This is a genomic window from Pseudoalteromonas sp. CST2, from assembly GCF_028599385.1.
Lineage (GTDB): Bacteria > Pseudomonadota > Gammaproteobacteria > Enterobacterales > Alteromonadaceae > Pseudoalteromonas > Pseudoalteromonas atlantica.
On record NZ_JAQREO010000003.1, the window covers coordinates 444627 to 464163 of the forward strand.

Below are 19537 nucleotides of genomic sequence, written 5' to 3' on the forward strand. Positions count from 1 at the left end.
ATTCACCCACCCACTTCGCGCATTAAATCTTCGAAAAAGCGTTAAAATCGCACTTTATTAGTTCAAATTAGTTACATACTGCACCATTGTTGCAAATATATTTTATTTTGAACTTTTTGTTATTAAAGAGTTAATTATTAATTGCCCTGAAAGTTTTTTATGTATAGGCTGTACATAGGACTTCACATGAGGTGGGCTTTTAGCTTTAAGAAGTCGAGTAGGTTGACTCTTTATCCCCATGTGAATACGTCCAAAATTATAAATAAGTAATGTTAATTACTGCATTACGTACAAAATATATTCTAACTGGGGAAAATTAGAATGAAAATTAAAAGCAATGCGCTAAATCAAGCAATTAAATTTGCATTAGCAACAACAACCACCGCAGGTTTGTTTATTTCAGGTTCTGCTGTTGCAGCAGAAGAAAGTGAAACTAAAGTTAATAAAAACGTTGAAAAAATTGCCGTAGTGGGTACTCGCTCAGCGCCGCGCTCTATTGGTGATTCACCGGTTCCTATTGATATTATTGGCGGTGAAGAGCTAGAAAAGTCTGGTAACACAGACATGCTAGAGCTACTTAAAGGCTCTGTTCCTTCTTTTAATGTTCACCAAAACCCAATCAGTGATGCTGCATCACTAGTACGCCCAGCTAATTTACGTGGCTTACCTTCAGACAGCACATTAATCCTTTTAAACGGTAAACGCCGTCACCGTGCTTCTGTTATTGCATTTTTAGGTGGTGGTATTAACGATGGTGCACAAGGCGCTGATATTTCAGTTATTCCTAGCATTGCACTTAAGCAAGTAGAAGTACTACGTGATGGCGCAGCAGCACAATACGGCTCAGATGCAATCGCAGGTGTAATGAACTTCCAACTTAAAGATGCCTCTGAAGGCGGTAAATTTGAAGTACGCCATGGTCAATACTACGAAGGCGACGGTGATACAACACAGATATCGGGTAACGTAGGCCTACCATTTACAGACAACGGTTTTGCTAACTTAAGTTTTCAATATAAAACAGCAGATGCAACAAGTCGCTCAGAGCAACGCCCTGATGCAGCCGCACTTTCTGCTGCAGGTGTACCAGAAGTGTCTTCGCTTGCGCAAGTTTGGGGTGCCCCAGAGGTTGATGACGACATTTCAATTTTTGGTAACTTTGGTTTAGAACTAACAAACGACTCAGAATTTTATATGTTTGGTAACTACTCTGAGCGTGACGTACGTGGTGGTTTTTACTACCGTAACCCGCATACTCGCCCAGGTGTATACTCAAATGACGGCGGTGAAACACTACTTGTTGCCGATTTAACAGAAGACATGAGCGGTAACTGTCCAACTATCGCAATTGATGACAACGTACTAGATAACCCAGACTACATTAGCGGTGTTGCTAATAACCCTGATTGTTTTGCATTTAACGAAACCATTCCTGGTGGTTTTACACCTAACTTTGGTGGCAACATCACAGATACCTCTTTAACTATTGGTACAAAGGGTATGTTTACGGGTGGTTTCCTTAAAGATGCATTTTACGATTTAAGTGGTACGGTGGGTTTAAACGAATCTCGCTACTTTATTTACGACACGGTTAATGCGTCGTTAGGTGCAGACAGCCCACGTGATTTTAGCCCAGGTAAATATGAGCAACTAGAGAAAAACTTTAACTTTGACCTTTCTAAAGGCTTTGATTTTGACCTAGCGTACGATGTAAATATTGCCGGTGGTTTAGAGTGGCACGAAGAAACATTTACTGTAATTTCGGGTGATGAAGCATCATTCACTGCAGGTCCTTTAACAGAGCAAGGTTTTGGTATTGGCTCTAATGGTTTCCCTGGTTTCAAACCTTCTGATGCAGGCGAATATACACGCCGTAACTACGCAGCTTATGTAGATATTGAAGCACCATTTACAGAAGAATTCTTAATGGGCCTTGCGGTACGTTTTGAAGATTACGACAGCTTTGGTACAACAACAAACTACAAAGTAATGGCGCAGTACCACGTAACTGAAGATCTAAATATTCGTGGCTCAGTAAGCACAGGTTTCCGTGCCCCTACTGTTGGCCAAGCTAACGTAAGTAACGTACAAACCAACTTAAGTGACGGTGTGCTACAAGATTCAGCACTTTTACCACCAACAAACCCAATTGCAGTGCAATTAGGTGGTACAGAGCTTGAGCCAGAAGAATCGCAAAGCTACACATTAGGTGCGGTTTACACTATTGGGGATTTATTTGTAACACTTGATTACTACAATATTGAAGTTGATGACCGTATCAGCCAATCTGAAAAAATTGTACTTAGCCAAGATGATAAAGACACGTTAGAAGCAGCAGGCGTACCAAATGCGCAAAGCTATGCACAAGTAAGCTTTTTCACTAATGACTTTGATACAACAACGCAAGGTATTGACTTAGTAGCAAACTACACAGCTGACATGCTAGGCGGAAGCTCTACATTTAGCCTTGCTTACAACTGGAATGAAACTGAGGTAACTAAGTTCAGCGACATTACCGGTGAGTTTAAAGTTAAGCGTTTAGAAGAAGATTTACCTAACCACCGTGCAACGCTTACTTGGGCACAGCAGTGGGAATCTTTTTCAATGTTTACCCGTGCTAATTACTACGGCGAATACCAAGGTGTTCACGTAGATTACGATGCAACAGCAAAAACAGCTGATGCAGCAGTAACTATTGACGCTGAAATAACGTACTTCTTAAATGAGTCTATTAGCTTCTCGGTAGGTGCACAAAACATCTTTGACCAAGACGCTGAAAAACTTGATTTTGAAGACCGTACGGGTATCCCTAACAATAACTGGGGTGGCCAATACTACGAAACATCTCCATACGGTATTAACGGTGGCTTCTACTACGCGAAAGCAACCTATACTTTCTAATATTTTTTCATGATAAACCAAGGCGAAATGTTAAGACATTTCGCCTTTTTTATTTTATATTAATTAAAAAACAATAATGCCTCATCATGCTAATTAAAAAAGCCAATCAATTACTACAAGAAAATAAACTTAAAGAAGCCGAGTTTCATTTTAAAGCAATTTTAAATAGTAACCCGCAAAGCGGCGAAGCATTATTTGGTTTAGGCAGGATAGCACTTAGGTTAGAGCGCTATGATGCAGCGGTATACTTATTACAAAAAGCATGCGAACGTTTACCCCATATGCTTGAGCCACTGCACGCCCTTGCCGATGCATTTAACGGTGTTAATTCCCCTAATGATGCGCTTAAAGTACTCGAATATGCTAAAAGTCTCGCAAGCCATAACCCAGAGCCTCATTATTATTTAGCTCAGCATTATTTAAGCTACGGCGAATTAGACAAAGCACACACCACATTTGCGTATGCACTAAGCATGGGGCTATACCCCGTAACTGCCTATATTTTATTTGAACTAGTACAATTAGGCCGTTTCAATAAAGAACATAATTATGTGAGCAACCTGCACCACTTTTTAACGCAAACGAATAACGTGCGTTTAAAAATGGTGTGTTACTACGCGTTAGGTAAAAGCTACGACAAACTAGAAGATACAGAGCAAGCATTTAACTACTATGTGCTTGCCAACAAACTTCAAAAAAAGCTTACTCACTTTAAAACCAGTGACTTAGTGCCTTTTTATGAAGCAATTATAACGCATAATACACAACAGCTAATTGCATTTGCCGATCACACTTTTACCGGCACTATTACGCCCGTGTTTATTATTGGTATGCCCCGCAGCGGCTCAACCTTACTTGAGCAAATGATGGCCTGCCACTCACAGTTTGCCACATTAGGTGAAAACACCAGTATCGCTAACCAAGTGGTGGCGTTTATAGAGCAGCAAACGCAAACCCCTTACCCGCAATGCTTAAGCACACTTAGTAACGATTTAATCGCTAAAGCTCGCAATATTTATATTGAAGAGTTAAAAAAAGCACAGCCTATACGCCCTTTCATTATTAATAAGCTACCGAGTAACTATCAGTCTATTGGCTTAATTTACTTGCTGTTCCCTAATACTAAATTTATTAATTTAAGTAGAGATTTTAACGCCACTGCTTTTTCGGTGTTCAGTAACTACTTTGCCGAAAATGAGCCGTACTTTTGTGATTTAAAAGAATTTAAACTTTATCATGCGTTGTATGCAAAATTAATGAACCATTGGCGCAGCCTGCCCTCATTACCGCTATACGATATTCATTATGAGCAAATAGTTGCCGAGCCTGAGTCGCAGCTAAGTGCTTTATTTTCGTTTTTAGGGTGTGAGTATGAACCGCAATGCTTAGCATTTTATAAGCGTAAGGCTGCTGTTAGCACATTAAGCAAACAAGCCATTAGGCAGCCAATTAATACACAGGCACTCGCGCATTGGGAGCGCTATAAAACACCGCTTTTAAAACAATTTGAATGAGCCTAATTGCCTAACTGTGCTCGTTAAACCAGCTTACAACATCTTTAAATTGTTCATCCCGTGCCTGCGGGTGAGTAAGCATATTAATATGATCGTAATCCACACTATGACCATGGCGCTTGCCATAAATTTTAAGGGTTTGTTTTCCAGGTCCGGACTCTGCCATAAACTTTTTAATATCAATAGGCTGCGCAAGAGCCTTATCGTTTACAGCGCCAATATGTAGTGTAGGAGGCACCTGCACTTTAGCTAAGGCTTTTGCATAGTCAAAACCATCATCGCTATCTATCCATGGCCTTTTTTTAGCCCACTGCATGCTTTGATAATGCGACTTTTGCGATTCGTTATCGCTGCCCCACTTATAGCCTTTAGCGTTTAAGTATCCCTGTTTTTTAGCCAATATGGGCGCCATAAAGTACCAAATTACATTTGCTTGTAGTAACTTTTTAGGGTGATTGTTAAACAAAGAGCGTTTAGAGCCAAAATAAGCACACGCTTTAACCTCTTTTAAATACTTAGGAAAACGTGCAAAAACGCTATTCATTAAAACGCCCCCCCAAGAGTGAGCAACCCAATAGTCTGGCTTTTTACCCTCGAATTGTTCAATGTAATTAATAAAGGCGGGGATATCTTCTACTATTGCCTCTGTTTGACCATATTTAGCCTGCGGCGAAATAAGCGGCTTGCTCTCTCCACGTCCGCGCAGGTCTGCTACATAACAGCAGTAGCCTTGCTCAGCCAAATAAGGGGCTAGCCCTTTATTGCTATGAGTATAAAAAATTTTGCCATTTTCTACTGCGCCGTGCATAAAAAACACCACGGGGCCCGCTTGCTTGTCGTTTGCTATACGGCGTAAATGCAGCGTTTGCTGATTGCCTAGTTGAACAAAATGAGAGTGCTGTGTAATTGCCACAAATTTTCCTTTATTATTTTTAGCCACTCATCCTACCAGTACAGCTGTTAATTCTAAAGTAAATGGTTGCACTTTTTAGTGGTGCATTTGATACAATTGCGCCATTATTTAATTGCTAAATTAATGCTATGAAATCAAAACAAGTCTCTAACAAGCTCCACCCACGCAACCAACATTTACATGGCTACGATTTAGACATGCTATGCGATAAGCATGATGCGTTAACCCCTTTCATCATCGTCACCCCTTCGGGGAGTAAGAGCATTGACTTTACCAATAACACAGCAGTAAAAACGCTTAATCAAGCGCTTTTAAAAGCGCATTATAAAATAGATTTTTGGGATATTCCTGAGCATAATCTTTGCCCTGCTATTCCTGGTCGCGTTGATTACATTCATTACTTGGCAGACTTATTAAGCGACGACAACCAAAAAAATATTCCAACGGGCAGGCAAATTAAAGTGCTCGATATTGGCACAGGGGCCAATTTGGTCTACCCGTTAACGGGTAATCATGAATACAACTGGCACTTTACTGGTAGCGACATCGATGCAAATTCAATAAAAATAGCAAAACAAATCGCCCAATTTAATGGTTTAAAAATAACCCTTAAACACCAAAAAAACGCATCATCTATTTTTGAAAACATTATAAATCAAAAAGATTTATTTCATTTAACCCTGTGTAACCCACCGTTTCACGCAAGCGCAGAAGACGCCAATAAAGGGTCGCAGCGCAAATGGAAAAACTTAGGGAAATCGCCTAAAAACACCCTTAATTTTGGCGGGCAAAATAATGAGCTATGGTGCGAGGGCGGCGAAGCACAGTTTATTAGCAATATGATTACTCAAAGTGAGCAATTTGCAGAGCAAGTAATATGGTTTACCTCCTTGGTTTCAAAAAAAGAAACACTTAAAGTGTTAGAAAATAAATTAAGCCCCCTCCCTATTGCCGAATATAAAATTATAGACATGGCACAAGGGCAAAAAGTAAGTCGCTTTATTGCCTGGAGTTATTTTGATAAAGCCACCCGTGAACAAATTTTTGAAGAGCTTGTTTAAACCCATAAAACAATAAAGCCTGTAGTACTTAATAAAGGAATAACAACCATGATAGATTTTCGCTCAGACACGGTTACTAAACCTTCAAAAGCCATGCGCGATGTAATGTATAGCGCGCCAGTAGGCGATGATGTGTACGGGGATGATCCTAGCATAAACCAATTAGAAGCCTATGCATGTGAGCGTTTTAGCTTTGAAGCTGCACTTTATTGCAGCTCCGGCACGCAAGCTAATTTACTTGCGCTTATGGCTCATTGCGAACGCGGAGATGAATATATTTGCGGGCAAAATGCCCATAACTATAAATTTGAAGGCGGTGGCGCTGCAGTATTAGGCTCTATTCAACCACAACCGATTGAGAATGAACCCGATGGCAGCCTCTGCTTTGATAAAATTGCCGCCGCAATAAAACCAGATGATAGCCATTTTGCCAACACCCGCTTACTTAGCCTTGAAAACACCATAGGCGGAAAAGTACTCCCCCTTAGCTACTTAGCCAAAGCACGTCATTTTGTAAATGAGCACTCGTTAGCTCTGCACTTAGATGGCGCACGTGCGTTTAATGCAGCGGTTGAATTAAACGTTGATATTACAGATATTACCCAGCACTTTGACTCTGTTTCAATTTGCTTATCAAAAGGGCTAGGTGCTCCCGTTGGCTCGCTATTACTGGGCACAAAAGAGCTTATCACAAAAGCACGGCGCTGGAGAAAAGTACTCGGTGGTGGCATGCGCCAAGCCGGAATGCTGGCAGCCGCGGGGCAATACGCACTTGAAAATAACGTCTCTCGCTTAAAAGACGATCACGCTAATGCGCGTTATTTAGCAAGTAAGCTTAATGAGCTCAATGGGTTTAGCGTTGATATGAGTAACACCACCAACATGGTGTATGCGCGCTATTCAAGGGAGTTAAATATAGCGCATATTAGCGAGCAATTAGCACAACAAGGCATATTAATTAGCCCAAGCAAACAGCTTAGGCTAGTCACTCATCTTGATATAAACCAAGATGATATAGATACTTTTATACGAGCCTTAGCGGCCCATATTTAACTCAGCCTTATAGTGCTTGCGGCACACCGACAGATAACGGTCGTTGCCGCCAATTTCTACTTGGTTACCATCGGCAATAGCATTGCCGTTTTCATCTGTACGCAACACATGATTGGCTTTACGGCCGCAATGGCACACTGTTTTAAGCTCAACCAGTTTATCGGCCCATGCTAGCAAGTACTGAGAGCCAATAAATAACTCACCTCTAAAGTCGCTTCGCAGGCCATAACACAATACCGGAATACCAAGTTCATCAACCACATCAGTCAGCTGCATAACTTGTTCTTTAGATAAAAACTGGCATTCGTCAACCAACACACAGTGGCGCTTTTTTTCGTTTTGCAGATTTTGGATCAGCTCAAAAACATTTTTTGACGCATCAAATATATGCGCATCAGCTTGCAGCCCGATACGAGACGATACTTTTCCTACACCAGAGCGGTTATCAATTGCAGCCGTTAAAATAACTGGCTCCATACCGCGCTCACGATAGTTAAACGCAGATTGTAATAAGGTGGTTGATTTACCCGCATTCATCGCAGAGTAGTAAAAGTATAATTGAGCCATTGCCGTGCCTTAAGATAAAAAGTGCGCTTATGCTACCTTAATATGCGATTAATACCAATTTCATATCGCTATTTTAGTTAATAAGCGCTTTTATTTTCTTATTACTCAACAGCTTGCAAGTATTTTATATAAATTTGTGCACTGTCAAAGCGCGCTAACCACTGCCATATCTCTTTACTAAGCTGGCTATTTTGCTGGTAAAACTGCTTTGAAAAAATTAAATAACCGTCTGTTGTTTCATAAGGTGGGTAAAGGGGTTTTACATCGCTCCCTTTATGTTGATAGCTCGACACTTTTAAGTCATCTACTTGGCATAAATCAACACTTGCCTGCACCACTCCTTTATCAAGTAATTCAAAAGCTTTGTCTTTTGAAAAAGTATTATGAATATAAAAAGGCTCTTCTTTTAGCGCCCTGTTTAAGCCATAGCCATTAGGAATGGCGATAGTGAACGCTTTATTTTGAAATACTTCACGCGTTTGCCATTGTTTATGAAAACGAGCCCGCCCTATTAAACAGCTACTAAAACGACTCACTGCAAATTTTTCTAGCAACACCCCTTTTTCGTTTGTAGGGTACACAGCAAAACGTTCACGCCCATCACGATAGCTGGCAATAACGGCATTAACACGGTTAAGTTCTAAATCGTTTAGGCATCTGCGCCATGGTTTTCTAACAAATGAAATAGCCACATTGGGTATGTCGGCATCCAGTTGCTTTAAAATTTCAATTGAGGCGCCAGGGTTATCTATAGGTACCTCTTGCCCAATGCCCAAAAACATAGGGGCAACGTCTTTATCTTCGTAGCAAAATATAAGTGTTTGAGGGTTAGCAAACACTGCTGAAGAAAACATCAAACCAATTATAAATAAATAATTTAAGCTGCTGATACTCATAATAATTTTTATTAGTAAATAATGTAAATTGTAGCTTGTGATAATAAAGCTGCCAGTACTGTAACTGTTAAATTATTCCTTCATGCTTTAGTAACCAACTTTTTCTCTCAAGGCCACCAGCGTACCCAGTAAGCTTTGAGTTTGCACCAATAATTCGATGGCATGGCACAATAATACTAATGGGGTTTTTGCCATTTGCAGCCCCTACCGCTCTTACCGCCTTAGGGTTATTTAATTTTTTAGCTATATCGCCGTAGGTCATGGTTTTGCCAAAAGGGACGCTGAGCAACGCTTGCCACACACCATTTTGAAAAGGCGTACCTTGCGTATCTAATGGCACATTAAAGGTTTTGCGCTGACCATTAAAGTATTCGTTTAATTGCTTTACGCAGATTAAAACCGCTTCATTTGTTACTTGCTCAACGGGTGTATGGGTGTAGTGTGTTTTTGGGTAAAAACCAACATAGCTCACCCCGTTTTCAGTCGCTTGAATAATAACATCGTCAATCGGGCTCGAAATTGCGGTCTGTATAATCATGAAAGTTGCTGCCATAGTTGAAACGTTAAGTACGAGCGAAATGGAGCGCTCAGCTCTGGGTTAAATTGCTTAGCATTGATCAGCGCCTTTTTTACCCCGAGATCGCCGGCTAATAGTATATCTGGGTTACTTTGCCCGCGCAGTTTGGCGTAGTTAACAGTCCATGGGCCTATGCCTTTTATATCGAGCCAATTATCCAAAACCCTGTTATCTGGGTTATCAGCGCAGTACTTAGATAAATTTTTTAATGCATTTTTGCGCGCTTGCGGCATTTTAAAAAATTCAAAGTCGCATGTCGCTAAATCCTCAGGCTGTGGAAAATACACTTTATCTGCGTGTTTATCGCCTCGCTCTGCGACCAGCTTTGTTACTAAAGTGTGCGCTGCCCCCACGCTAACTTGTTGGCCCAATACAGCCCGGTTCCCCGCTTCAAAGCTTGACCATATCCCAGGTAAGCGTAGCCCTTCACTTAATGTAAATGCCCCATTAATACTGCTTTTTAAGTGGCTTTCAATAGGGTTTATATCGGCATCTACATCAAGTACACGGCGTATATTATTAATTACTTTTTGTAAGTGCTCGGTATTATTTATTACTATTTCAACTTTAAAATGGTTATGTTGCGCCTTAAAGTGCGCATTAAAATAACCTACCGCCCCTTTTAGCTTAAATGTTCGCCCGTAACTGGTTGGGGTTATCCACTCCATAGGCTCTATTAACCGCTTTGACAAAAAGCTGTGCAAAGCCAGCCAATTGTAAGGAGGTCTAAAAGGGAGAGTTAATACAATCACAGGGGTTGCCTCTTTTTTTGATTTTCTGAGCTTTGATGGGGCTATATTTAATTGTTGTAAAAAAGCATCGTTAAAACGTCGCACACTTTTAAACCCAGCGGCAAATGCAATATCGGTTATGGGTAATGTGGTTTCTTGAATGAGCTTTTTAGCAAACTGACATTGGTTAAATAACCGATACTGAGTAACAGACACACCAAAATGCTGATTAAATATGCGTCGCAAATAACGACTGGTAATACCCAAACGAGTAGCTAGCATTTCGCAATTACAGCTATCACCTAAATCAATTAACTGCTTAGCTCTAAGCGCGGTCGTTTTTACCCCCTGCCAAGCAGCGCTGCCCGGAGCACTATCGGGTCTGCAGCGTATACACGGTCTAAAGCCTGCTTGCGCTGCGTTGTGCGCATATTGATAATACACCACATTTTTTTCTTGAGCGGTGGGCGCGGGGCAAATTGGCCGACAATAAATACCGGTGCTTTTTACCGCAACGTAAAATAAGCCATCAAATCGTGCATCGCGGCTTTGCCGTGCTTTTTGCCAATACTGATTATTCATGTAGGGTCTTAATCAATAAAACGTACCTCAGCATAACAATTTTTAAAGCAGATACTGGCCGTTTTCGGCACTCATCTGCTTTTAAAAAAGTATTATACCAACCCACTTAATTAAGCGTTTTAGTATCACTATTGCTCTGCAAAATCGAGCAAGTCTTGGCCTGCTAGGCGGTAGATTATCCATTCGTTTTGGGCTTTTGCCCCAATGCTATTATAAAAATCTATAGCGGGTTGATTCCAATCCAGTACTACCCACTCAAAACGTCCACAGTCGTTTTTTATGGCTTTATTAGCAAGGTGTTTCATTATTAGTTTGCCCGCACCATTGCCACGGCTATCGGGGCTTACGTATAAATCTTCCAGATATAAGCCATTTTTACCCAGCCAGGTAGAGTAATTATAAAAATACACCGCAAAGCCAATAGGCTCATCATCTTCAAGGCAAATAACACTGTGTGCAGTTGCCCCCTCACTAAACAGCGTTTTTATAATTGCCTGCTCATCTGTTTTTACTGCATCGGGTTCTTTTTCGTAAATGGCCAGTTCGGTAATAAACTGTAAAATGGTTGGCGCATCGCTTTTTTTAGCGTCGCGTATTTGTATTTGCTTACTCATGTTATTAATCCTAAAAGTACTGCTCTATTTTTTCTTTTAAAATATCAAGCTGAATGGGTTTAGTTAAGTAGTCGTCCATACCGGCATTAATACAACGCTCTTTATCTGAGTCCATTGCATTGGCGGTTAGGGCAATTATTTTTATTGCTTTGTGCTCATCCCCTGCCATACCGTCTCGTATATTAGCCGTGGCGTCAAAGCCATCCATTACCGGCATTTGGCAATCCATTAACACTAAATCAAAATACCCCTCGTTATGCTCGCTTAAGGTATTTATGGCTTCTTGACCATTTTGCGCCAGTATCACTTCGCAATTTAGCTTTTTAAGCATCAGTGTAGAAACATGCTGATTAACGGGGTTATCCTCAACTAATAAAATTTTTGCAGGTGTGTCTGATTTTTCTTTTCTTAGTGACGAAATATACCCTGGGGTCACCAAAGGAAGGGGCTCGGTGCTGTCTGAACTTGTAATAACCGATAACGCAGAAATTAAATCGGCGGTTGTAACCGGCTTAGGAAAATAAGCCTGAAAACCAATTTTTGAGTAGCGCTGAGCGCCTTCCATACCTGCAATACTGGTCATCATTACTAATGGCATGGCTTTATAGTCATCATGTGCTTTAAGCACTTTACACAGCTCCATTCCATCCATTTCTGGCATTTGCATGTCTAGCACAGCAATATCAAACATAGGCTGATTATTTTCTATGCGCTGTGCACATAGTTCAAGCGCCTGTTTTGCACTACTAGCAAGCGTAACATTAGCCCCCCAATGCCCTAATTGCTGAGAGATAACTAAGCGGTTTGTCTCGTTATCATCAACCACGAGTACATTTAACGAACTCATATTTATATTAGGGATAGTGCGTTCTTTTTCGATGCCTTCAGCCACTTGCATGGTTGCAGTAAATTCGCTGCCTTTGCCAGGTTCGCTCTCCAGTGAAATTTTACCATTCATTAGCTCACATAACTGTTTACATATAGCAAGCCCCAGCCCCGTGCCTCCGTATTCTCGCGTGGTAGATGCATCCACTTGCGAAAAAGGGGTAAATAATTGCTGTTGTTTTGCTTTGGTTATGCCTATTCCTGAGTCTTTTACTTTTATATTTAGCAGTAGATCTTGGTCGGTTTTTTCTATAGATGCACTCAGCACCACTTCACCCTGACTGGTAAATTTAACTGCATTACTAATTAAGTTGGTTACCACTTGGCGTATGCGCCCGGGGTCGCCCATTAAATGTGAAGGCTCCAAGGAGACTAAATCTAAAATAATCTCAATGCCTTTTTCTTGTGCGGTAAAGGCCTGTGCCTCGGCTATTTCGCCAATTAAGTCGCGCGCATTAAAATGTATATGCTCAAGCTCAACTTTACCTGCTTCCGCCTTAGAAAAATCTAAAATATCGTTAATAACGCCAAGTAAAGAATGAGCACTGCTTTTAGCAATAGCGACCTTTTTTTCTATTGGTTTACTTAATGGCTCTAACTCTACCAGCTCTAACATGCCTAATACGCCATTCATCGGTGTACGAATTTCGTGGCTCATGGTTGCTAAAAACTGGCTTTTTGCTGTAGCAGCATCTTGTGCTTGCACTAAAGCAACCTTTAGCTTTTCAGCGGTTTCTTTACGCTTTTGCGAGACCAAGGTGCTACCGACTAACGTAGCCAAAGAACGCAAGTAGGTTTCTTCACTTTGCGTCCAAGTGTGCTTAGCCCCTACAGTTTCTGCACATAAAATACCTAAATTTCCATCGCCTGTTGAAATAACCGCATCCAGCATCGACTGAATATTTAATGGCTGAGTATAACTTTGCGTAAATTCCATGGTTGCTTTATGCGTATATACATCTTCAATTGCCACTAGGTTTTGCTCAAAAATAGCCTCATAGTAGCTTGGAAAATCAGCCTTTTTAAGAACGCCGTCAAAATCTACAAATCCATCTTGTCGAGTATATAAACCATGGCACGCCATTTCGTCGCACTGCTTGTTAAGTATCCAAATAGAGGCACGCTCAACATTTAATACCTCTACCATCGACTTTATCGTCAGCTTTTTAACTTGCGCAACATCGCTATTTTGTACCTCAGGCGAAACCGTTAATGACGCTAAATTTTTGTTATAGGCGTTTGCTTTTTCGCTTTCTAACTCTAGGCGTTTATGTGCATCAATACTTTGGAACGAGCCAAAAACACGCACACATTTGCCGTCTTTAAATTCCGCCTGCCCCATCGACTTAACCCAGCGCTCTTTACCGGAATAAGTTAAAATTATCAGCTCAACACTCCAGCTTTCGCCTAAAGTCACCGCACATTCAAACAACGTACTAATTTTATCGCGGTGCTCTCCTGGCTTATAAAAGTTAATGGCAGTATCAATGCTAGGCTCAAACCCATCGGGAACTTCGTGTATTACTTTTACTTCGTCTGACCAATACATGGTTTGGTTTTCAAGGTTTATTTCCCATGCGCCAATTTGGCCTTGTTTACTCATTGCTTCAAGCAGGTTTTGTTGGCGGGTAATTTCTACTTGAGTATTATGGCGCTCAGTAATGTCTAAAATAAAGCCATCTAAATAAAGAACTTCGTTGTCTTCGCCATAAATTGCTTGGCCTTTTTCGTGTACCCAACGAATACTGCCATCATTTCTTTTTACTCTGTATTCAATAGTCCAAGGCAGCTTTTGTGCAATACAGGTACTTACCTGCTGCTCAACATCTTGATCGCCATCGTGAATAATAGCGGCAAAGCTTAGAGTTTTATTATTGATAAAGTCATCAGGCGTATAACCTGTTATGTCTTTTACTTGGTCACTCATGTACAACATGGTCCAGGCTTTATCGAACTTACATCGATAAATAACCCCTGGAATATTTTCCACCAAAGAAGCAAAGCGATCGCGGCTATACTGTAGCTCAGACTCTATTTGCTTGCGCTCGGTAATATCTAAATGTGTTCCAATCATACGACGAGGCGACCCATCTAGGTTCCAGTCGACTACTTTTGCAGTATCGAGTACCCAAACCCAGTGGCCATCTTTGTGTTTCATTCGCGCTTCGCTGACATAGTAATCAGTGTCCCCATTAAAGTGCGCTTTTAACTTTTGCTCTGAAACAACCAAATCATCGGGGTGTGCAAACTTATACCAAGTATTAATAGTAGTAGGTTCTAACTCGCTGAGTTTATAGCCTATTATTTCTGCCCAGCGATTATTAAAAGTCACTTTGCTGGTATCTATAAACCAATCCCATATTCCTACGGCAGTGGTATCTATGACTAACTGAAGCTGGGTTTTGTGCTGCTCAAGTTCAAGCTCTTGTAATTTTAATGGCGTGACATCAGTACGAATGGCTATATAGCTTTGCGGTTTTCCGTGCTCATCAAAAAATGGCGCTATGGTGGTGTCTACCCAATAAAAGCCGCCATGTTTTGCTTTATTACATATTTGGCCGTTCCATACTTCACCCCGTTTAAGGGTTTTATACATGCTTTTAAAAAAGCCTTTGTCGTGCCTTCCTGAGTTAAGTAAGCGGTGATTTTGGCCTATAAGCTCATGTTCTTCATAGCCGCTAATTTCACAAAACTTCTTATTTACAAAAGTGATGGTGCCCGCTAAATCTGTTACCGCAACAATGGCATGCTCATCGAGGGCACTTTTTTGCTCATCCAATTGTTTAAACGCAGTTTGCAAAGCAGAGCGCTGCTTTTGCAATATGCTCTGCTGCTCTTCTTTAACTGCCACCATTTTTTGAAGATCTACTGATAACCTATTTAACTCGTGGCTATCAGTTAAAGTAGGCACCTTTACTTTCTCGCCATCGGTAATTCTGGCCATTACGGAGGTAAGCTGAATTAAAGGCTTAGCTAAGCGCCGGCTTAACCACCACGCTGCGCATAAAATGAGAAGTAAAGAGACTGCATTTGTAAAAATAGCCAACTGCTTATAATAAGTAGAGTCTTTGAGCATAATATGCAAAGGTTTTGCTGCTAAAAGTTGCCACCCTTGCACACCTAAAAAATTTAAATCACTAATATATGCATGGTATGTCGTGCCGTTGGCACTGGCGTAATCAAACACTTGCTTACTGGTAAGGGCCGTTTGCGAAAAAACAGGCGCCTCATCTGCATTTGTTACTGAAGAGCGCTCTATTTTATTATTATGTAGTACAAAAAAACTCACTTCATTGTGCATGTTGTGAATGGTGTTTAAGCTTTTTAAAAGGCCATTAATATTTACTTCTGTGAGAATTACACCCTCTAGTTGTTGCGCCGAATTAAGCAAAGGCATAGCCACAATATTAAACTGTTTGCCATTTAACATAACAGAGCCAAAAGCGGCTGGCGTTGAGGTATTAACCGAATTAATTAGCGTACTAAGCTCACCTTTTTTTATCTGCCCGTAAGGCGAATCAAAGGGCTGCTTAAGTGCCGATGCAGCGATAATTTCTATACTGTTTACAAAGTCATATTGATTAACGAAATGATTTATTAATTTGCTTTGTTCAAGCGGGAAGTTAGAAAGCTGATTTTTAAAGGTATATAAATCAGTAAGGTGATCATCAAACCATAAATTAGCAAACTCTGAAGCGATAGAACTTAATTCATGAAGCTCTGCATTTGCATTTTTTTGCAAGGTATTATTAACGTGCTGTAAGCTAAACCAGGTCAGCAAGCAAAGTGGAACAATAGCAATAACTAAAAAAGTAATGATCAGCTTACTACGCACAGACTGAGCTGTGCCATTTAGCAGCCCATACTTTTTTCCTTCAACCATGCTATATATCCAATAACTGTAATTGTATTATTTATTATCTATATTAATGCACTAAAACCTAAAAGACGCAAGTTTTAGCCCGCAAAGCGTTTAAAATACATCACTTAATTACAGTTTAAACATCAATAAGTTGCAATTAAAATTTACACGCAAAAATAAGCAAGAACGCAAACCGTGAATATTTTAATTTTTAGCTGGTATTTATTTCATTATTATAAAAATTAAAGCGCATTACTAATACGAACTTTTACTGACTTAAAGCCACTAAATTTTTAAACTTTATTTAAGGGTCTAAAGCTTGGCGTGTTGTTCGCTGTTTTATATACAGTAGTTTGCTTACACAAAGGGTCACATTTTATAAATTGATAAACACCTGTTCTATCACTTACAATCGCTGTAACTGCTTATTATAGAGATTACTTTTGAAAATCTGGTTACGTCGAATTCACTTATACCTTGCCTTACTAAGTGGCCTTTTTTTGTTAATACTCAGTATTAGCGGCGCCATTTTACTTTATGCAAATGACATACAATATTATATTCAGCCCGATAAATGGCAGGTAGAACCACAAACCAAAACGCTTAGCCACGCAGAGTTAATCCGCGCAGTACAGCAGCAAACAGATAAAAAAATCACCCGCTTTATGCCCCTTAGTAACCCTAAAGCCAGCTGGCAATTTAGATTAGGTGATGGCAGTAACGCCAGTGTGAACCCGTATACAGGCAAAGTAATTTTTCAATACCAAACAAATGACACGCTGTATGGTTTTACCCTTGCTTTGCATCGCTGGCTATTATTTGAAACAGCCTTTGGTGAAAAACCGCTAAAAAACGTGGTCTCTGTATGCGCCCTATTATTAATAATAAATGTGTTAGTGGGTTTTTATTTATGGGTAAAGCCTAAAAACCGCCTAAAACGACTGGCGATTAAACCTAAAGCCAAATTTAAAGTACTTATGTATCAGCTACACACCGTGATGGGGGTTTATGTTTTATTACCGCTATTGCTTATAGCCTTTACAGGTATCACCTTTAATTGGAAAAGCGCGACCAAAACATTAGTAGAAACCGTGGCATTTTCTCAAGTACAAAATAGGCCTAAAGCGCCCACAGTGATAGCAAAATCAACAGCAAGTATTAACTACGACCAAGCAATAAATAAAGCCCTTGATGTATTTCCTGAGGGGATTTTGTATCGTATTTACTTACCTAAAAAACACAATGACCCAATCGCTTTACGCCTACAAAACCCAGGAGAAAGCCATGCTTATAGCTGGGTGTGGGTAAATCCATACAATGCTAAAGTGCTTAGCGCGTATGATGCCAGTAAAGCAAATGCAGTCACCCATATATGGAACTTTAAATATGTGTTTCATACTGGCGCATTTGCAGGGCCGATTGTAAAATTTGTATGGCTTTTAATATCTCTGTCGTTAGCATTTTTTATACTCAGTGGTGTTTATTTATGGTGTAAACGGCACAAGTGGGTATAGCATTACCCGTTAAATGAAAATGCAAAACTGTACATAAACCAAGCAATAACGCAAACTTAAATAAGAATCAAAACCAATTGTAAATTAATGATTTTTATAGAAAAACTTGCAAAATACGCAAATTTAACTACACTGTGCACAATTAAAATAGTTAAGGTGATTTATCATGAAAGGTAATCAAAAAGTAATCGATGCATTTAATACTTTGCTAGCCAATGAGTTAGCCGCAATTGACCAGTATTTTATTCATTCACGCATGTATGATGACTGGGGTTTAGATAAATTATATGTACGCCTTAACCATGAAATGGAAGAAGAAAAAGATCATGCTGATTGGCTAATCAAACGCATCTTGTTCTTAGAAGGCGTGCCTAACATGACTAAACGCCGTGACCTTTTAATTGGTAACGATGTAAAAAGCATGATGCAAAACGACTTAACACTAGAGCTTGAAGTAGTTGCATGTGTTAAAGAGGTAATTGCTATTTGTGAAGAGCAGCAAGATTATCAGTCTCGCGAAGTGTTAGAAAAGCTATTATTTGATACCGAAGAAGATCACGTTTATTGGTTAGAGCAACAACTTGGTCTAATTGATAAAATTGGTACGCAAAACTACCACCAAGCACAAATGGGCGAGTAAGGAGCATAAAGTATGAAAGGCGATAAAGACGTTATAGCAGCTTTAAATAAAGTACTCGCTAATGAGCTTGTGGGTATTAACCAATACTTTTTGCATGCCCGCATGTTTAAAGATTTTGGTTTTAGCCAGCTTGATAAAGCAGACTACAAAGTATCAATTCAAAAAATGAAAAACGCCGATCGTTTAATCGAACGTATTTTATTTTTAGAAGGCTTACCTAACTTACAAGACCTAGGCCGTTTACGCATTGGCGAAAACAGCGAAGAAATGATTGCCGCAAATATGAGCTTTGAGCTTGATACAATTGATGATTTGCGCAGTGCAATTAAATTAGCTGAAAACAAAAAAGATTATATTAGCCGTGAAGCACTCGACAATATTTTGAACGAGCAGGAAGAACAAATTGACTGGCTAGAAACCCAGCAACTACTTATTCAAAATACAGGGCTTGAAAATTACTTACAGTCTCAACTGTAAGGTAAATTTAGGTCATAAAAAAAGCAGCTTTATAAGCTGCTTTTTTTGTATCTGAATTTTGTAATAACGAATTAAGCGACTTGATCGGTAATATCTGCAATCTCAATAAGTTTGCGATTTAGGATCTTTTTAGTACAACAACAACACTTACCGCATTGGCTGCCTACTTTAAGCTCTTTAGTTAATTCACGCATGGTAGTTGCACCATCGTCAATTGTTTGCTCAATTTTTTTATCAGTCACCCCGTGACAAAGACAAATATACATGAATACAAACTACTCTCAATTTCATTTAGTAGGTGCATATTAATCTAAACAATAATGGTTATCAATTGTTTGTGGGATAAAAATTAGTTATTTTTCAAAAAAATGATCAGTGCCACTTAAGTCGAGAATACACGGCGCGTTGAGAACTTATTGATTTATAATGAAATATGGCACTTAAATTGAGATTTATCAACTTAATTACACTCTAAAAATAATTATGTTTTTTATTAGGTAAATTTCTTAAACAACGAGAAATCGCTTACAAACATCTATTACAGTAAGTGATTTGAAGCGGTAATTAGCCTAGTTATTAAAACGTATACTTTTTGCTTTAAACATATGGTCGAAAATGAGATACCCTGATGAAGATTAACGGCTTTGACTTAATATGCTTGTGTAGTGGCAGCGTTAACTTGTCCAACTTTATAGATGCTCATCGGTAAAACTTATAATTAAATATTTACTGGTATTTTACTTTGTGGGA

General features: G+C 39.7%; 15 protein-coding genes. 7 read left to right on the forward strand and 8 right to left on the reverse strand.

Features of this window, described 5'->3' with window-relative positions:
- Positions 1-321: 321 nt before the first annotated feature.
- Both PSH41_RS06810 and PSH41_RS06815 read left to right on the forward strand, forming a co-directional pair.
- Positions 322-2901 (forward strand): TonB-dependent receptor plug domain-containing protein, encoded by a 2580-nt coding sequence (locus tag PSH41_RS06810; RefSeq protein ID WP_273588407.1) that lies wholly within the window; start codon positions 322-324, stop codon positions 2899-2901.
- Between the two features lie 86 nt (positions 2902-2987).
- Positions 2988-4415 (forward strand): tetratricopeptide repeat-containing sulfotransferase family protein, encoded by a 1428-nt coding sequence (locus PSH41_RS06815; RefSeq protein WP_273588406.1) that lies wholly within the window; start codon positions 2988-2990, stop codon positions 4413-4415.
- 10 nt (positions 4416-4425) lie between these two features.
- Here PSH41_RS06815 and PSH41_RS06820 read toward each other — a convergent pair whose 3' ends face one another.
- Positions 4426-5328: an alpha/beta fold hydrolase gene (locus PSH41_RS06820; protein ID WP_273588405.1), complete on the reverse strand. Its 903-nt coding sequence runs from the start codon at positions 5326-5328 to the stop codon at positions 4426-4428.
- A gap of 128 nt (positions 5329-5456) precedes the next feature.
- On the opposite strand from PSH41_RS06820, the gene rlmF reads away from it, so the two are divergent.
- Positions 5457-6389: a 23S rRNA (adenine(1618)-N(6))-methyltransferase RlmF gene (gene rlmF, locus PSH41_RS06825; protein ID WP_273588404.1), complete on the forward strand. Its 933-nt coding sequence runs from the start codon at positions 5457-5459 to the stop codon at positions 6387-6389.
- Between the two features lie 48 nt (positions 6390-6437).
- Entirely contained in the window at positions 6438-7442 is a 1005-nt protein-coding gene (gene ltaE, locus PSH41_RS06830) for a low-specificity L-threonine aldolase (RefSeq protein WP_273588403.1), read from the forward strand.
- On the opposite strand, the gene PSH41_RS06835 is transcribed toward ltaE, so the two are convergent.
- From PSH41_RS06835 to PSH41_RS06860, 6 genes are all read right to left on the reverse strand, one after another.
- Positions 7425-8009 (reverse strand): thymidine kinase, encoded by a 585-nt coding sequence (locus PSH41_RS06835; protein WP_273588402.1) that lies wholly within the window; start codon positions 8007-8009, stop codon positions 7425-7427. The two genes, ltaE and PSH41_RS06835, sit on opposite strands and share 18 nt — an antisense overlap.
- Positions 8010-8110: 101 nt before the next feature.
- Positions 8111-8863, reverse strand: a complete 753-nt coding sequence (locus tag PSH41_RS06840) for an amino acid ABC transporter substrate-binding protein (RefSeq protein ID WP_273588401.1) — start codon at positions 8861-8863, stop codon at positions 8111-8113.
- 109 nt (positions 8864-8972) lie between these two features.
- On the reverse strand, positions 8973-9443 hold the full coding sequence (locus PSH41_RS06845; protein ID WP_024031957.1) for a methylated-DNA--[protein]-cysteine S-methyltransferase: 471 nt from the start codon (positions 9441-9443) through the stop codon (positions 8973-8975).
- Positions 9440-10795: a DNA-3-methyladenine glycosylase 2 family protein gene (locus PSH41_RS06850; RefSeq protein ID WP_273588400.1), complete on the reverse strand. Its 1356-nt coding sequence runs from the start codon at positions 10793-10795 to the stop codon at positions 9440-9442. The genes PSH41_RS06845 and PSH41_RS06850 overlap by 4 nt, the downstream gene beginning before the upstream one ends.
- A 128-nt stretch (positions 10796-10923) precedes the next feature.
- Entirely contained in the window at positions 10924-11409 is a 486-nt protein-coding gene (locus PSH41_RS06855) for a GNAT family N-acetyltransferase (protein ID WP_054981801.1), read from the reverse strand.
- 10 nt (positions 11410-11419) lie between these two features.
- A complete protein-coding gene (locus PSH41_RS06860; protein ID WP_273588399.1) occupies positions 11420-16177 on the reverse strand; it encodes a PAS domain-containing protein in 4758 nt (1585 codons plus the stop codon).
- A 422-nt stretch (positions 16178-16599) separates the two neighbouring features.
- On the opposite strand from PSH41_RS06860, the gene PSH41_RS06865 reads away from it, so the two are divergent.
- The 3 genes from PSH41_RS06865 to bfr (PSH41_RS06875) all read left to right on the forward strand — a co-directional run bounded on the left by PSH41_RS06865 (position 16600) and on the right by bfr (PSH41_RS06875) (position 18787).
- Positions 16600-17670 carry a PepSY-associated TM helix domain-containing protein gene (locus tag PSH41_RS06865; protein WP_273588398.1) on the forward strand — a complete coding sequence of 357 codons (1071 nt, stop codon included), beginning with the start codon at positions 16600-16602 and terminating at the stop codon, positions 17668-17670.
- Between the two features lie 166 nt (positions 17671-17836).
- Positions 17837-18310 (forward strand): bacterioferritin, encoded by a 474-nt coding sequence (gene bfr / locus PSH41_RS06870; protein ID WP_024031963.1) that lies wholly within the window; start codon positions 17837-17839, stop codon positions 18308-18310.
- 12 nt (positions 18311-18322) lie between these two features.
- Positions 18323-18787, forward strand: coding sequence for a bacterioferritin (gene bfr / locus PSH41_RS06875; protein WP_004588793.1), 465 nt, complete (start codon positions 18323-18325; stop codon positions 18785-18787).
- Between the two features lie 71 nt (positions 18788-18858).
- Here bfr (PSH41_RS06875) and PSH41_RS06880 read toward each other — a convergent pair whose 3' ends face one another.
- Positions 18859-19053 carry a (2Fe-2S)-binding protein gene (locus PSH41_RS06880; RefSeq protein ID WP_004588794.1) on the reverse strand — a complete coding sequence of 65 codons (195 nt, stop codon included), beginning with the start codon at positions 19051-19053 and terminating at the stop codon, positions 18859-18861.
- Positions 19054-19537 lie beyond the last annotated feature (484 nt).

Bases quoted from the DNA above. Each gene is read 5' to 3' on its own strand.
- PSH41_RS06810 (WP_273588407.1), top strand. From the start codon at position 322: ATGAAAATTAAAAGCAATGCGCTAAATCAAGCAATTAAATTTGCATTA.
- PSH41_RS06815 (WP_273588406.1), top strand. From the start codon at position 2,988: ATGCTAATTAAAAAAGCCAATCAATTACTACAAGAAAATAAACTTAAA.
- rlmF (WP_273588404.1), top strand. From the start codon at position 5,457: ATGAAATCAAAACAAGTCTCTAACAAGCTCCACCCACGCAACCAACAT.
- ltaE (WP_273588403.1), top strand. From the start codon at position 6,438: ATGATAGATTTTCGCTCAGACACGGTTACTAAACCTTCAAAAGCCATG.
- PSH41_RS06835 (WP_273588402.1), bottom strand. From the start codon at position 8,009: ATGGCTCAATTATACTTTTACTACTCTGCGATGAATGCGGGTAAATCA.
- PSH41_RS06840 (WP_273588401.1), bottom strand. From the start codon at position 8,863: ATGTTTTCTTCAGCAGTGTTTGCTAACCCTCAAACACTTATATTTTGC.
- PSH41_RS06845 (WP_024031957.1), bottom strand. From the start codon at position 9,443: ATGATTATACAGACCGCAATTTCGAGCCCGATTGACGATGTTATTATT.
- PSH41_RS06850 (WP_273588400.1), bottom strand. From the start codon at position 10,795: ATGAATAATCAGTATTGGCAAAAAGCACGGCAAAGCCGCGATGCACGA.
- PSH41_RS06855 (WP_054981801.1), bottom strand. From the start codon at position 11,409: ATGAGTAAGCAAATACAAATACGCGACGCTAAAAAAAGCGATGCGCCA.
- PSH41_RS06860 (WP_273588399.1), bottom strand. From the start codon at position 16,177: ATGGTTGAAGGAAAAAAGTATGGGCTGCTAAATGGCACAGCTCAGTCT.
- bfr (WP_024031963.1), top strand. From the start codon at position 17,837: ATGAAAGGTAATCAAAAAGTAATCGATGCATTTAATACTTTGCTAGCC.
- bfr (WP_004588793.1), top strand. From the start codon at position 18,323: ATGAAAGGCGATAAAGACGTTATAGCAGCTTTAAATAAAGTACTCGCT.
- PSH41_RS06880 (WP_004588794.1), bottom strand. From the start codon at position 19,053: ATGTATATTTGTCTTTGTCACGGGGTGACTGATAAAAAAATTGAGCAA.